Below are 14120 nucleotides of genomic sequence, written 5' to 3'. Positions count from 1 at the left end.
TTGGGCTTCGGCTGTTGAGGAAAGGGCTATTTTGCAAAGGTCTCAGCAAAGGGGAGTTTGTCCGCAGCTCCTCTAATTCCGAAGACCTACCCAATTTCAGCGGCGCAGGGCTGTACACCACCGTGCCAAATGTTACCGATGAAAACGCGTTAGCCAAAGCGGTGAAGCAATCTTGGGCTTCCGTTTTCAATTACAGCGCATATGAAGCCCGCCGTATTGCCGGATTGCCTCACGATAGCGTGAAAATGAGTGTCTTTGTGCAACAAAGCATCAATGCAGATCTCTCCGGCGTGTTGGTTACCATCAATCCTTATGATATTGCTCAGAAAAACAGCTCCTACATTGCCGCCAAACGTGGGTTGGGTATTCGTGTCGTTGAGGGCAAACGGGTAGCCGAACAGGTAGTCTATAACCGTCGCAATGATTCTGTACAACGTCTCAGCTCCTCTAATGAAACCACAGCGTTGCAACTGGATAAAAACGGTGGAGTACGGGAGGTGCCTGTAACCAGTGGTAACGTGATGAATCAAGAACAAATACGTCGCCTTGACCAAACCGGCCAACAAATCAAACAGCTATTTGCCAATGGAGAGCAGGACATCGAATGGGCATTTGACAATGGTAAGCTTGTTATCCTCCAGGCACGACCGTACCTAAACGGCACACGTTAAAGTAAAAAGGCCGTCTGAAATTATTGTTTCAGACGGCCTTTGCATCATAAGTTAGTTATACCCTATACTTCCCGATCTCCAAGGAACTATGATGTCAAAACAACTCACTTTTTATTTTATTCGCCATGGCCGTACCCAATGGAACGAACAAGGGCTTTTGCAGGGATCCGGCAATTCACCACTGACCGAACAAGGGATTGCAGGAGCTCAGAAAACCGGGGCAGTGCTACAACAAGTAGAATTTACCGCTGCTTATTCCAGTATTTTACAACGCGCCATTGATACGGCTGGCCATATTATCGGTCAGCGTCCTATTCCTCTTTTTCAGCACTGTGGACTAAATGAGCAATCATTTGGAAGTTGGGAAGGTATGCAGATCGCTGACCTGCGGAAGCTAACCGAATTCAAACAATTAACCAATGACCCGGCAGCTTATAAAGCATTAAGCAATGGTGGCGAAACCTTTGAACAATTAGCAGTACGTGCAATGGCCGCCCTTTACGATATCATTAAAATACATCAATCGGGAGCCAATATTTTAGTGGTATCACATGGCCATACCTTGCGGCTTTTATTTTATCCTTACTAGGCGGAGCGACTTGGGAAAACCATCGTGATGAGGGTAAATCCGTGTCATTGTTAAATACTTCGATCAGTATTGTGAAATACGATAGTGAAAGCGGTTTCCATATTGAGCAGCTTAACAATGTGGCTCATTTACAATGATCACAACTATTCATCAATAATAAAAAGGTGGGCATTTTTACCCACCTTTTTTGCCATTAGCCGAACACTTTTTCCAAATATGGCCTTGCAACAAACCACCTGTGCCGTAGCCTTCAGTCGGATTGACACGATGGCGACCATCACTGTGGTAAAGCTTGCCGTGTCCGGCGGTAAATACTTCATCTATGTATTTTTTCACTGTCCAAGGCTCGTGCATCCACCAGCCTGGCATCTGCCAAATCACGGCATCCATCCATAAGAATTTTTCGATTTCTGCTTCAACATCGTAACCAGCATCAATCACGGTTTCTTTTACATTGTGTCCAAGTGCGGTCAAAACTTCTTTCGCTTTTTTATGAAGTGTGTGGTTCAACTCGCCATGTGAATGTCCGAAATCTTTACCACCGTCTAATAATAAAATATTCATCTTCTGTTCCTAAAACAAATAATTCTGAAAAATGAGGGCTTCAATTATGCCTTTTTACTGCATCTTTTAAAAGTGTATTCACCTACACGCTATTTACAGATCATAAAGGGAATCTCTCGTACCTATCATTAACATTCATCATTCTTCTTCAACCAAGCAAGCCTTTTCAATCAACTTCCTTACCCAGCGATATGCAGGATCTTTATGTGCCCGTTCGTGCCAAATCAATGTTTTGGTGAAGCCTTGAATTGCAGGGGGCGATTCAAAGCGTTTGAGATTGTTTAAATAAATAATCAAGCGCTCAGGCACAACTGCTAATAAATCGTTTTGCTCCAGCAATTCAGGTAAGACAATAAAGTTTTGTACCGATAGACTGACATTTCTTCGTAGCCTCATGGCTTGCAGTGCTTGGTCGGTAACACCGCTAAAGTTGCTGCCATGATAGGAAATCAAGGCTTGCTCTAACTGGCAAAATTGCTCAAGGCTCAGTTGGAATTGCTGGGTTATTGGGTGATCATGTCGAACGGCACAGATATAGCGTTCGTCATAGGTAAACCGCTCTTAAGACACGTTCATTACATCAAGACTAAATAAATCTAACCTACAAAGTTTTAAGTAGTAAAGCATTAAGGCCGTCTGAAAGGTTTTCAGACGGCCTTTTTTCTTTTTCAAAGAGTAGAGAGATTTCAAAGAGTTTTTATAAATCATCTTCAAAATCCAAACGCTTGTTCTATTCTAATCATTAGAAGAAAATGTTATCATCAGGGATACAATAGGAAGGATTTACAAATGAAGAAAGATATTTTTTATTGTGAGCAGTGGTCTTATGGTTATAAGGAACTTCATAAGCCTTTTTCTGAGAAACAAGCTGAGGAAAAACATATTATATTAAAGGGGAGTTATATACTGCCGTAATAGGTTCGGTGAAACAACCTGAATATGTAATTACTTTGCGAGAGGAAGTAGGTTTTTTTCAGTAAATTTTTTCGATAAATTTGGAAGGGATTATTTAACCCATCAATTTCAAAAATATTCTAATTCGCAATATTATTTTTTTTCTATGGCTGTATGGAGAGATTATATAACTTCGGAATCTCATGACTTAGCAGAAGGGTATACTTATTTCTTCAATGAAAATACGGATGACTGCTATATTTTGAAAGAAGATTTTATTAATAATGAGCGATATGAAAAAACAGAATTATATCCCCCAAAAGATAAGGTCATTCTATTTCCAAAATTCGGCGAATATGATTTAGTGCTAAATCCAGACATTATTTAATTGAGTTTTAAGACCGTCTGATATATTCAAAGATTACAAGCTCAATCTTATCCTCGCCAATGTAGATCGCAGCTTTTATATGGACACAAGATGCCGTCTGAAACAATATCACATTATTCACAAAGTGAATCAACTTTTTTCCTTTTTACCCCACCAAAACCGACGTCATACTGAGCGATCCCGCAATCAAATTATCATTGAAAAACGTAACTTCATCATCCGGTTCGCGTAATGCCATGATGTACAGCAAGGGCAAGTAATGATCCAGCGTTGGCACAGAAAGCTCGGCTTTTTCACCTAACTGCTCATAATGCACCAAAGTTTTATCATCTCGTGTTGCAATCGCCTGATTGACCGTTTCACGGAAAGCAAACGCCCAATCATACCCTGCACCGATTTGGTCAATATGTTCCCAACTTAACGCCCTCAGATTATGCACAATATTGCCGCTGCCGATAATCAGCACGCCTTGTTCTCGCAAGGCAGATAATTTTTTCGCCAAGTTGAAATGCCATTCTGCCGATTGCAAACGGTTAAGGCTAAGTTGTACCACGGGAATATCGGCATCGGGATAGAGAAATTTCAACACCGCCCATGCCCCATGATCAAAACCACGCGTTGGGTTCAGCTCGACATTTTCCGGCTGTAATAATGACTTCACTTGCTCCGCCAACTCGGGCGAACCGGGCGCGGGATATTGCATTTGGCTGAGCTCTTCAGGAAAGCCGTAGAAATCGTAAATCATTTCAGGGTGTTTACCTGATGTCACCTGCAAACGGCTGCTGTACCAATGCGCTGAAATCATCAAAATGGCTTTTGGTTTGGCAAACTTTTGCGTAATTAGGCTGAAATTCTGATTGAACGGGTTCTCTGTATCTAATGCATTCATCGGGCTACCATGCCCAACAAACAATACAGGCATTTTTTTTCATGTTCTGCTCTTCGTTATCTGATCCAGCAGATTGTACGGATAAATTTTTATTCAAAAAATACCGGTTTACGAACAATATCTTTTACTAATAGGAAATAATAGCTGACAAAGTTGGATGTACCATTGATGTATTTAGAAAAATGCATTAAAAGGCCGTCTGAACATTTTTACTTCATACGCCAAAATTTCTTCATTTCTGTATTGACAGAAATAAAAGATAAAAATAGAATACCATCACTATGAAACTAAATCCGACCACTGAAAAATTTATCCTCCATTGGGGTGAAATGGGTACCAAATGGGGGGTCAACCGTACCGTTGCACAAATCCACGCCCTGCTCTACATCTTGGGCAGGCCGATGAATGCCGAGGAAATTACCGAAACGCTCGGCGTGGCGCGCTCCAATGTCAGCAACAGTATTAAAGAGTTGCAAAACCTGAGATTGGTACATACCGTGCATATCTTGGGCGATAGGCGCGATCATTTTGAAACTTCGGATGATGTCTGGACTTTGTTCCGTACCATTGCAGAAGTGCGTATGCAGCGTGAAATCGAACCGACGCGGCAATTTTTGCAAAGCCTGATCGACAGCCCTGAATTTAGTCAGGAAAATGAAACTGCCAAGCAGCGAATCCAACAAACCCATGATTTCATTAGTACGCTAACCGTGTGGGCAAATGAAATGCTGAAGCTTTCTACTTCAACCATGGTAAAAATTTTGAAAATAGGCGCTGGAATACAAAAATTTTTCCGATGATGGCAATGGACTTGTTCTCAATAAACATAGCCAATCCTATTTAGGATACGGAAACATACTCATGGCAGCCTTGCATGGGCATATTTATCTGAAGCTTGATGTTCTTTGGTAGATTTTGAATCACTGGATATGGATTTCCCTCCTAAAGAAACAATCTAGAAACCTATCTAAAATTTTTTACCCTATAATTTCTCTTTTAACAGAAATTTTAGAAATAACAGACTGAAATATAAACAAACCAAAATGAAATTAGGAAACCAATATGTCCGGCAACACTACACACACAACTCCCGCCTACCTGCCTTACTCGATGGGGCTGCTATGGTTCTGGAGCGGTACCCAACCTCTGTTTTTCATGCCTGAAATGTCATTGGATTTGCTGCATTCGGTCGGTATTCCCAATCCGTTGCAATGGCCTACATTAATCGCCGCTTCTTTGCTGGACATTGGTTTTGCCTTTTTATGCTTCAGCCGCTTTCGCTCCCGTTCCGAAATATGGTTGCTGCAATTGATAACCGTCACGGCATACAGCCTGATTATTTCCTTCAGGCTACCCGAAATGTGGGCGCATCCATTTGCACCTTTGGTGAAAAATCTGCCGATTATGGCTACTTTGTTTTTCCTGTATCAATCCGTAGGAGATAAAAAATGAATACCTATTTAATCGTTAAAACCCTGCACATCATCTCGGCTACCTTAATGGTCGGCACCGGTTTTGGTACAGCGTTTTACCTCTTTTGGGCAAACCGCAGCGGTTCGGTTGCCGCTCAGTCGATCGTCTCGCATTGGGTCATCAAAGCAGATTGGTGGTTTACCACGCCCGCCGTCATTTTCCAACCCTTGTCCGGCTTATGGATGCTGTATGAACGCGGCTACACTGTTGCCACCTTGCTGGAACAAAATTGGGTATGGATGACGCTGGCCTTATACATCTTTTCAGGCATTTGCTGGCTGCCCGTTGTCTGGCTGCAAATCCGTATGGCAAAAATTGCCGAAAAAGCGCACAAAGAAAACGCAGACACCATTCCGGAGCCCTACTGGCGTTACGCCAGACGCTGGGAATTGCTCGGCTACCCTGCCTTTTGCGCCACTATCGTGATTTACTTTCTGATGGTAATGAAACCGATTTAAAGGTTTTCAGACGGCCTCAGCAATAATATAAAGAAAACATATGAACATCATCATTTTCGGAGGCAGCGGCTTTATTGGCGGCCGTACCGTTCAAATCCTCAAAGAACAAGGTTACCAAGTTTGCACACCCGACCGCCGCGCCTTCGATTTTCTTCATCCCGACGAAACCGCCGCATGCCGTTTATTGGAAGGGCAAGACGTTCTCATCAACTGCATTGGAATTATGAGCCAGCATGCCAAAATACTTGAAACCGTGCACCACCACACGCCCAAACAGCTCGCCGCATGGGCAAAAGCAGCAGGCATAAAACGCTGGGTGCAACTATCCGCGCTGGGTGCCGATCCATCTCAATCCATCAACTTTGTTGGCAGCAAAGGGCGTGGAGATGATGCCATTGCTCAAAGCGGCATACCGATTGCCATAGCCAGACCATCCGTCGTTTACGGACGAGGAGGAACCAGCTGCGAACTGTTTATCAAACTAACCCGCCTCCCTTTGCTTCCCTTACCGGAAGCCGGTCGCTTTCATTTGCAGCCCGTACATCTTGTCGATGTTGCCGAAGGTTTGGCAAAACTTGCCGTCCTAACTGGCAATAACCATAGCATCATCAATATGACCGGCAGCCAAACGCTGACTTTGACGGAATACCTGACCATCCTCCGCCAAACTCTGCACCATAAACCGCCGCAACGTATTCTGCCTTTCCCCCTACACCTGCTTGAACCAGTACTGCCGTTGGCAAATATCCTCAGCAACGGCATTATCAACCGTGACAGCTTTACCCTACTTGAGCAAGGCTCATGCGCCGACTATTCTGATTTTGCAGCTTTACTAGGCAGGGAACCATTGGCAGCAGAAAACTTTGCCGGTTGCCTATGATATGTTTAATTTTAAAATGACAAAACAAAGGCCGTCTGTTTGTTGTTCAGACGGCCTAAAGCTTTTATAAAATATTTCTTTACAAAACGATTCATACTTTTATCGGCTTATTGCTTCTACCTACCCAACTACAAAGGCTGAGCCAAATCGTTTTCTGTGTTGTAGCTGATAAAATCCTGCTCATGAGGGAAATGGACAACCCGCGCGCGCTGTTGCTGCAGCCAGCCGCGGATGCTGCGCATTCCTGAATAAAGATATGGCACGGTGCTTTGCAGGATTTGCGGACGGATGAACATCACGCTGTAATGCGGTCTGGCAGGGGTCTCCACATAGAACGCATTGCACAATGGCGTGCGCCGCACGATGGTTTCAAACTGGGAAACCAAGTTTTCAGGCAAACGTGGCATATCGCAGGATACGATAAGCAGCCAATCGGCAGTGGCAATTTGCAAATCGTTGGCAGCAGTACACAAAGCGGCTAGAGGGCCGTAATGCTGCCATTGGCGCGCATCCGAGAAAACGTGGGCGCTGCGTTGGGCGTAAGATTCAAGGTTGCGGTTGGCACTGATGGCGATGTGGCTGACTTGGGGGCGGATTTTTTCGATAACATGATCTATCAAGGCTTTGTTGTGCCATTGCACCAACCCCTTATCGACACCTCCCATCCGGCTTCCCTGCCCGCCGGCCAATATCAGTGCGAAAATTTTCATTTTGGTAGTCCTTTGCGAAGCAGAGTATGGAGTATGGTTCAAGATGTCGTGTTTATTGGATAAGTTTCAAGGTTTCAGGCCGTCTGAAACCTTATTTTTATGATTTAATTCACTTGAGATGAATTTTATCATAACATGATTTTACATTAAACCCCTGTTTTTTCTTATCATAACCATACAATTATTTTAGACAGGTTGTTTATAGGCCGAAAGAATGATATTTTTATAAGATTATCGGATTAGTTCCCTGCGTACGTTATGCGTTTATTCTCCGGATCTTCAGACGGCCTGAGCCTGTCTTCGCGTTTAAAACTGTTGACTTTTTTATGGGTCAGTTCGGCTTTTTTGTCGATTATTTTTACCCTGCTGCTTTCTTGGCGTTTGGAAAGCGCGGCTAAAACGATTGAAGATGCAGGCAGTTTGAAAATGCAGGTGTACCGTTTGGCTTACATGGCAAGTGTCCGTACACCCAATGCGCAAATTGACAACCAAATCAAAGAATTTGAACGTACGCTGGCCAATGTGACGCAAAGCGATGCCATTCATCCACTGATTCCGTCTCAAATGCCGTTGGCTTACGACTTGATTCAGTCGATGCTGTTGATTGATTGGGAATCCAATATCAAGCCGTCTTTGCAACATTACGAGCGTCCGACCCAAATTGGTCTGTATCGTTTTGCCGGCAATATCGAGCTGTTTTTACAGGCGATGGAAAATGCCAACGAGCAAAATACCTTGTGGCTGCGCCGCTTTCAAATGGCCATGATGCTGATGATTGTTGTGGCTGCTGGTTTGATGATTGTTTGGCATTATTCATGGATTATCCGACCCTTGGAAAAACTGCGTGATGGCGTAGAAACCATCAGCAAAGGGCATTTCGGCGTTCAAATCGAGACAGACCAGATCCGTGAGTTTGCCCAAGTAAGCAAGGGTTTCAACCAAATGAGCCGTCGTCTGCATACGCTTTATACAGACTTGGAAGGACAGGTTGCCAAACAAACCCAAGACTTGGCGCGACAAAACCGTGATTTGACCCTGCTCTACCAAACCACGCGTAATCTGCACCAAACCTTTACGCCGCAACAGGCCGCAGAAGAATTTTTGGCTCAGATTCTGCCGGCGTTTTCCGCTTTGGGCGGTACAGTATATCTTTCCGATGAAGAACGCAAACGCTCTGACTTGGCGGCAAGTGTCGGTGAAACCGAAGAGGGAAATCGTGTAGAATTTCCGATCGTTTATCAAGACGAACAGCTCGGCGTACTGACCCTGTATTTTTCAGACGGCCATATGCCTGATGAGCAAGACGAAAAATTGTTGCAGACTTTAAGCGGGCAGCTGGGGATTTCCATCGCCAACAACCGCATGGAACAAGAACGCCGTCTGCTTGCTGTCTTGCAAGAACGCAACTTGATTGCACAAGGTTTGCATGACAGCATTGCACAAGCCCTGACCTTTTTGAATTTGCAGGTGCAAATGTTGGAAAGCGCGTTTGCTTCAAACCAACGCGAGCAGGCAGAAGAAAATATCGGCTTCATTAAAGACGGCGTGCAGGAATGCTACGAAGACGTACGCGAGCTTCTGATGAATTTCCGCACCAAAATCAGTAATAAAGATTTCCCTGAAGCGGTAGAATCGCTGCTGGCGCGTTTTGAACGACAAACCGGTATTCCAGTTGATTTAAAATGGCAGGACGACGGGCAGGCTTTGAATTATGATGAGCATTTGCAAATCATCTTCATCTTGCAGGAAAGCCTATCCAATATCCGGAAGCACGCGCGTGCGCAACATGTCAGCGTCGAAATTGCTAACCACGGCGATTTTGTCATGACGATTCGGGACGACGGCGCAGGCTTTAATAAAGAACACCTATCAAACCGGCCTTCAGGCGAACATGTCGGCTTGGGCATTATGCAGGAACGGGCCCAACGGATTAACGCAGAATTGGCCATTACATCGCAGATTGGGCAAGGTACGGCGGTTATGCTGACTTTGCCGCAACAAATGAGAACAGCATCATGACGATTAAAATTACCCTTATTGACGACCACACCCTATTTCGCAGCGGTATCAAGGCCTTGCTTTCGCGCCAGCCTGATTTTGAAGTCGTCGGCGAAGCTTCAGACGGCCTGGCCGGCGTAAAAATGGTTGAGCAGCTCAAGCCTGATGTGGTTTTGCTGGACTTAGATATGCCGGTCATGAACGGCCGCGAAGCATTGGCCCAAATTTTAAGTATCAATCCGCAGCTGACCGTCATCATGCTGACCGTTTCCGAAGACAGCGACGATTTGACCGAATGTATGCGTATGGGTGCAAAAGGCTTTTTGCTGAAAAACATCAATGCCGACTTCCTGTTGGAAAGCATCCGAAAAGCTGTCGATGGCGACAATGTCTTTTCTCCAGAAATGACCAGCCGCTTGGTGCAATCGCTGATTTCTCCATCTCCTTCCCGCTCCGATCATCTGCTGGAGCAACTGACCCCGCGCGAAATGGAAATTTTGGGCTATCTTGCCGCCGGACACAGCAACAAAATCATTGCCCGCCATTTGAATCTGGCAGAGTCAACCGTCAAAGTGCATGTGCAAAACCTGTTGCGCAAGTTGAACCTAAGCAGCCGTGTCCAAGCAGCGGTTTATGCAGTGCAACACAAAGTACCGCAACCGGTATTGTCTTAATCAGGCCGTCTGAAACCTTCTTTTTAAAAGGTTTCAGGAAAAGCGTTTATTCGCTATAATCACGCCGATTTATATGCAGGGTTGTCTGATTCTTTCAGACGGCCTTTTTATTTGATTTCTCACTGATTTAAAACAACATGTCCGAAAACATTCCAGAAAATACACCCGAAAATACCGTTCCTGAAGAACACAAACGCAGCATCCGCAGTTTCGTCTTGCGTCAAGGCCATATGACCGCGGCCCAACAGCGCGCCATTGATACAATGTGGCCGCAATTTGGTGTGGACTTCCAAGAAGCTCCTTTGGATTTGAACCGCGCTTTTGGACGGGATAATCCCAAAGTTTTGGAAATTGGTTTCGGTATGGGCGTTGCGACAGTGGAAATCGCCAAACGTCTGCCCGATACCGACTTTTTAGCGATTGATGTTCACGGCCCAGGCGTCGGTAATATCTTGAAGCTGATTGAGGAAGAACACATTTCCAATATCCGCGTAATGCGTCATGATGCGGTGGAAGTGGTGGAAAAGATGCTGGAAGACGGTTCTTTAGACGGCATTCATATTTTCTTCCCCGACCCTTGGCACAAAAAACGCCACAACAAACGCCGCTTGGTACAAGTGCCTTTTGTTGAAAAGCTGCTGCCCAAACTCAAAAGCGGCGGCTATGTCCATATGGCAACCGACTGGGAAGAATACGCCGTGCAAATGCTGGAAGTTTTGAGCAGTTTCGACTCTTTGCAAAACACAGCTGCCGATTACGCCCCTACGCCTGATTATCGTCCTGAAACCAAGTTTGAAGCCCGAGGCAAGCGATTGGGTCATGGCGTTTGGGACTTGGTGTTCCGTAAAAAATAATTCAACACTTAAAACACAAGGCCGTCTGAAAAATTTCAGACGGCCTTTTATCTTACTGATTAAGCCAAGAAAAGTTTATAGGCCGGATTGTTGGTTTCTTCTTTATAGACATAACCCAAGCTATCCAAGAAGTCGGCAAAAGCCTCATTGTCGCTTTCCGGCACATCGATACCGACCAAAATACGGCCATAGTCTGCGCCATGGTTGCGGTAATGGAACAAAGTAATATTCCACTCGGCACGCATATGGTTCAAGAAACGGGACAACGCACCCGGGCGTTCAGGAAATTCAAAGCTGACCAAACGTTCGTTGGCTACTTTTTCCGTACGGCCGCCGACCATGTAACGGATATGGATTTTGGCGATTTCATCATTGGTCAAATCAACATTGGGCAAGCCTGCTTCAGTCAGTTGTTCACTGATGACGGCCAAGTCTTGCGCACCGGCGGTTTGCAAGCCGACAAAAATATGCGCATTTTTATCGCTGCCGTAGCGATAGTTGAACTCAGTAATGTTCCGGCTTCCCAACAAATTGATAAACTTGAGGAAGCTGCCCTTTTCTTCGGGAATGGTAACGGCGAAAATGCCTTCGTTGCCCTCGCCCAGCTCACTGCGCTCTGAAACGTGGCGTAAGCGGTGGAAGTTCATGTTGGCGCCGCTGGTGACGGCAACCAGGTTTTGACCTTGGATATTGTTTTTCGCAACGTAAGCCTTCAAACCGGCAAGGGCTAATGCGCCCGCAGGCTCTGTAATGCTGCGCGTATCGTCAAAAATATCTTTAATCGCGCCGCACAACATATCCGTATTGACCGTAATAATTTCATCCAACAGCTCTTTACACAGGCGGAAAGTTTCCTCGCCCACCACTTTAACCGCCGTGCCGTCTGAAAACAGGCCGACATCTTTCAAATGTACGATTTCCCCTGCCTCGACCGATTGCTTCATACAGCAAGAATCATCGGTTTGCACGCCAATGACTTTAATTTCAGGACAAACCTGTTTAATAAATGCCGCCACACCTGCTGCCAAACCTCCGCCGCCAATCGGAACAAAAATCGCATTGATATTGCGGTGTTGACGGAGGATTTCCATGCCGACAGTGCCCTGACCGGCAATCACATCAGGATCATCAAAAGGCGCGATATAAGTCAGTTTTTCCTTTTCTGCCAACTCCATCGCATAATCATAGGCATCGTTGTAAGACACGCCTTTCAATACCACTTCACCGCCACGGCTCTTTACTGCATCAATTTTGATTTTCGGCGTAGTTTCCGGCATTACAATCACCGCACGGCAACCCAAATACTGCGCCGATAAAGCCACACCCTGCGCATGGTTGCCCGCGCTTGCTGCAATCACGCCGCAATCCAAGGCTTCTTTCGGCAGCTTCGCCATTTTGTTGTACGCGCCGCGGATTTTGAACGAAAACACCGGCTGCAAATCTTCGCGCTTGAGCAAAACCTGATTGTTCAGACGGCCTGACAGACTGCGCGCCAAATCTAAAGGCGTTTCTACGGCCACATCATAAACGGAAGCGGTCAAAATACGGGTTAGATAATCAGAAAGAGGAAGGGAATGGTTCATGGTATTTTAGTGTTCGGAAATAAATTGCAATTCGGTCAAATCGACCGGAGGAAAAAGTTAAAACCATACCCCTGAGGCCGTCTGAAGGCAAGAAAAATCTTAGCAAAGCCTAAATGAGACGGTATAATGTCCGCTTAATATCTATTTAATATGTCAAACTGTTTGCCCCATAATAGTATCCACTCATATTCAAATCCACAAATAATGATGAAAAAAACGCTACTTAGCTTAATTTTTGCTACCCTCCTGAATACTCCTGCCCTCGCTGCCGACCCGGTTGCATCCGCACCTGCCGTACAAGGCGAGGCTCAAACGCAGCCGCTGCTGCACAGCATCAACAGCCCGACAACGCCGCCGGTAATTGCGGCGACTGCCTATATCGTTACCGATCTGCACAGCAAGCAAACCTTGGCATCCAACAATGCCGACACGCCTATCGAGCCTGCCGCATTGACGCAAATGATGACCGCATACCTTGCCTTTAAAGCACTGGAAAACGGTACGCTTGAAGCAAGCCAAATGCTGACAGTTTCCAATACCGCATGGAAGGTCGAAGGTTCGCGTATGTTCCTCGACCCCAAAGTACCTGTCAGCGTCAGCTCCTTGATTAAGGGTACAACCATCCAATCGGCCAACGATGCCGCCATTACCCTCGCTGAAGCCCTTGGCAACGGCTCTATCGACGAATTCGTCAAACAAATGAATGAAGAAGCCAAACGCTTAGGCATGAAGCACACCCACTTCAACAACCCGACTGGCATTTCTTCTAACGGCCATGTTTCAACCGTTGGCGACCTTGCCATCTTGGCAGCCGCGCTCATTAATGACTATCCGAAATATTATCCTTTATTCGCGAATAAATCTTTCAAATACAATAATATCGAGCAGCCCAACCGCAATCTTCTGCTCTACCGCGACAGCAGTATCGACGGTTTGAAAACCGGCTATAGCGAAGGCGCAGGCTACCATCTCGCCGCTTCCAGCAAACGCAACAACCGCCGTATTGCTTCCATTCTTGCCGGTGCCGAATCCACCGAAGCGCGCGCCAGCGAAAGCAGCAAACTGCTCAACTGGGCGTTGCAGGCATTTGATACGCCCAAACTTTATAACGGCGGAGAAGTAATTTCCCAAGTCAAAGTTTACAAAGGCAGCACCAAAGCCGTAGACATCGGTTTCTTGGACGATGTTTACATTACCATTCCCCACGATACCGGCAAAAACGTCAAACCAATCTTAGAAACACTTCAGCCCGTCCTCGCCCCAATTGAAAAAGGCCAAGTATTGGGTAAACTGAAAGTCATGAAAGACGGCAAAATTATTGCCGAAAAAGACGTCGTCGCCCTGACCGGCGTGGAAGAAGGCAGCTGGTTGCGCCGTATATGGGACGCGATTGTGTTGTGGTTTAAAGGTTTATTCAGTTAATCCTGTTTCTATCAAACACATAAATAAAGGCCGAGACCTTTGCAAAATTCCCCAAAATCCCCTAAATTCCTAC

General features: G+C 45.6%; 13 protein-coding genes and 3 pseudogenes. 11 read left to right on the top strand and 5 right to left on the bottom strand.

The window, feature by feature from the left end:
* Positions 1-671, top strand: a 671-nt coding sequence (locus O3682_RS11390; RefSeq protein WP_371510150.1) for a PEP/pyruvate-binding domain-containing protein, incomplete at its 5' end; no start/stop codon positions are given.
* A gap of 91 nt (positions 672-762) precedes the next feature.
* Positions 763-1260 carry a histidine phosphatase family protein gene (locus O3682_RS11385; RefSeq protein WP_371510149.1) on the top strand — a complete coding sequence of 166 codons (498 nt, stop codon included), beginning with the start codon at positions 763-765 and terminating at the stop codon, positions 1258-1260.
* A 219-nt stretch (positions 1261-1479) separates the two neighbouring features.
* Here the strand turns inward: O3682_RS11385 and O3682_RS11380 are convergent.
* Together O3682_RS11380 and O3682_RS11375 are read right to left on the bottom strand one after the other, a co-directional pair.
* Positions 1480-1824: pseudogene (locus O3682_RS11380) on the bottom strand (NAD(P)H-dependent oxidoreductase); the annotation flags it as partial.
* A gap of 138 nt (positions 1825-1962) precedes the next feature.
* Positions 1963-2361, bottom strand: a pseudogene (locus O3682_RS11375) (LysR substrate-binding domain-containing protein); the annotation flags it as partial.
* 252 nt (positions 2362-2613) lie between these two features.
* Here O3682_RS11375 and O3682_RS11370 point away from each other — a divergent pair.
* Positions 2614-3106 (top strand): annotated as a pseudogene (locus O3682_RS11370) (hypothetical protein).
* 145 nt (positions 3107-3251) lie between these two features.
* Here O3682_RS11370 and ygiD read toward each other — a convergent pair.
* Positions 3252-4028: a 4,5-DOPA-extradiol-dioxygenase gene (gene ygiD, locus O3682_RS11365; protein ID WP_371510148.1), complete on the bottom strand. Its 777-nt coding sequence runs from the start codon at positions 4026-4028 to the stop codon at positions 3252-3254.
* Between the two features lie 248 nt (positions 4029-4276).
* Here ygiD and O3682_RS11360 point away from each other — a divergent pair, with 248 nt between their 5' ends.
* From O3682_RS11360 to O3682_RS11345, 4 genes are all read left to right on the top strand, one after another.
* Entirely contained in the window at positions 4277-4795 is a 519-nt protein-coding gene (locus O3682_RS11360) for a GbsR/MarR family transcriptional regulator (RefSeq protein ID WP_063068990.1), read from the top strand.
* 262 nt (positions 4796-5057) lie between these two features.
* Positions 5058-5447, top strand: coding sequence for a DoxX-like family protein (locus O3682_RS11355; protein ID WP_371510147.1), 390 nt, complete (start codon positions 5058-5060; stop codon positions 5445-5447).
* The gene (locus O3682_RS11350) at positions 5444-5926 is read left to right on the top strand and encodes a DUF2269 family protein (protein ID WP_254324942.1); all 483 of its coding nucleotides are present in this window, start codon (positions 5444-5446) and stop codon (positions 5924-5926) included. The genes O3682_RS11355 and O3682_RS11350 overlap by 4 nt, the downstream gene beginning before the upstream one ends.
* A gap of 40 nt (positions 5927-5966) precedes the next feature.
* Positions 5967-6806 carry an NAD-dependent epimerase/dehydratase family protein gene (locus O3682_RS11345; RefSeq protein WP_371510146.1) on the top strand — a complete coding sequence of 280 codons (840 nt, stop codon included), beginning with the start codon at positions 5967-5969 and terminating at the stop codon, positions 6804-6806.
* Between the two features lie 128 nt (positions 6807-6934).
* On the opposite strand, the gene mobA is transcribed toward O3682_RS11345, so the two are convergent.
* Positions 6935-7516 carry a molybdenum cofactor guanylyltransferase MobA gene (gene mobA / locus O3682_RS11340; RefSeq protein ID WP_371510145.1) on the bottom strand — a complete coding sequence of 194 codons (582 nt, stop codon included), beginning with the start codon at positions 7514-7516 and terminating at the stop codon, positions 6935-6937.
* 258 nt (positions 7517-7774) lie between these two features.
* On the opposite strand from mobA, the gene O3682_RS11335 reads away from it, so the two are divergent.
* From O3682_RS11335 to trmB, 3 genes are all read left to right on the top strand, one after another.
* Positions 7775-9535, top strand: a complete 1761-nt coding sequence (locus O3682_RS11335) for a histidine kinase (protein ID WP_371510144.1) — start codon at positions 7775-7777, stop codon at positions 9533-9535.
* On the top strand, positions 9532-10188 hold the full coding sequence (locus O3682_RS11330; RefSeq protein WP_003680203.1) for a response regulator: 657 nt from the start codon (positions 9532-9534) through the stop codon (positions 10186-10188). Before O3682_RS11335 ends, O3682_RS11330 begins: the two co-directional genes overlap by 4 nt.
* Before the next feature lie 137 nt (positions 10189-10325).
* Positions 10326-11042: a tRNA (guanosine(46)-N7)-methyltransferase TrmB gene (trmB, locus tag O3682_RS11325; protein WP_295863935.1), complete on the top strand. Its 717-nt coding sequence runs from the start codon at positions 10326-10328 to the stop codon at positions 11040-11042.
* Between the two features lie 59 nt (positions 11043-11101).
* Here the strand turns inward: trmB and ilvA are convergent, their stop codons facing one another.
* Positions 11102-12625, bottom strand: a complete 1524-nt coding sequence (ilvA, locus tag O3682_RS11320) for a threonine ammonia-lyase, biosynthetic (protein ID WP_371510143.1) — start codon at positions 12623-12625, stop codon at positions 11102-11104.
* Positions 12626-12829: 204 nt separating this feature from the next.
* Here ilvA and O3682_RS11315 point away from each other — a divergent pair, with 204 nt between their 5' ends.
* Entirely contained in the window at positions 12830-14047 is a 1218-nt protein-coding gene (locus O3682_RS11315) for a D-alanyl-D-alanine carboxypeptidase family protein (protein ID WP_371510142.1), read from the top strand.
* Positions 14048-14120: the final 73 nt, after the last annotated feature.

Source organism: Neisseria sp. 27098_8_112 (assembly GCF_041433235.1).
In the GTDB taxonomy this organism is placed as follows: Bacteria; Pseudomonadota; Gammaproteobacteria; order Burkholderiales; family Neisseriaceae; genus Neisseria.
This window is presented reverse-complemented; position numbering and strand designations above follow the sequence as displayed.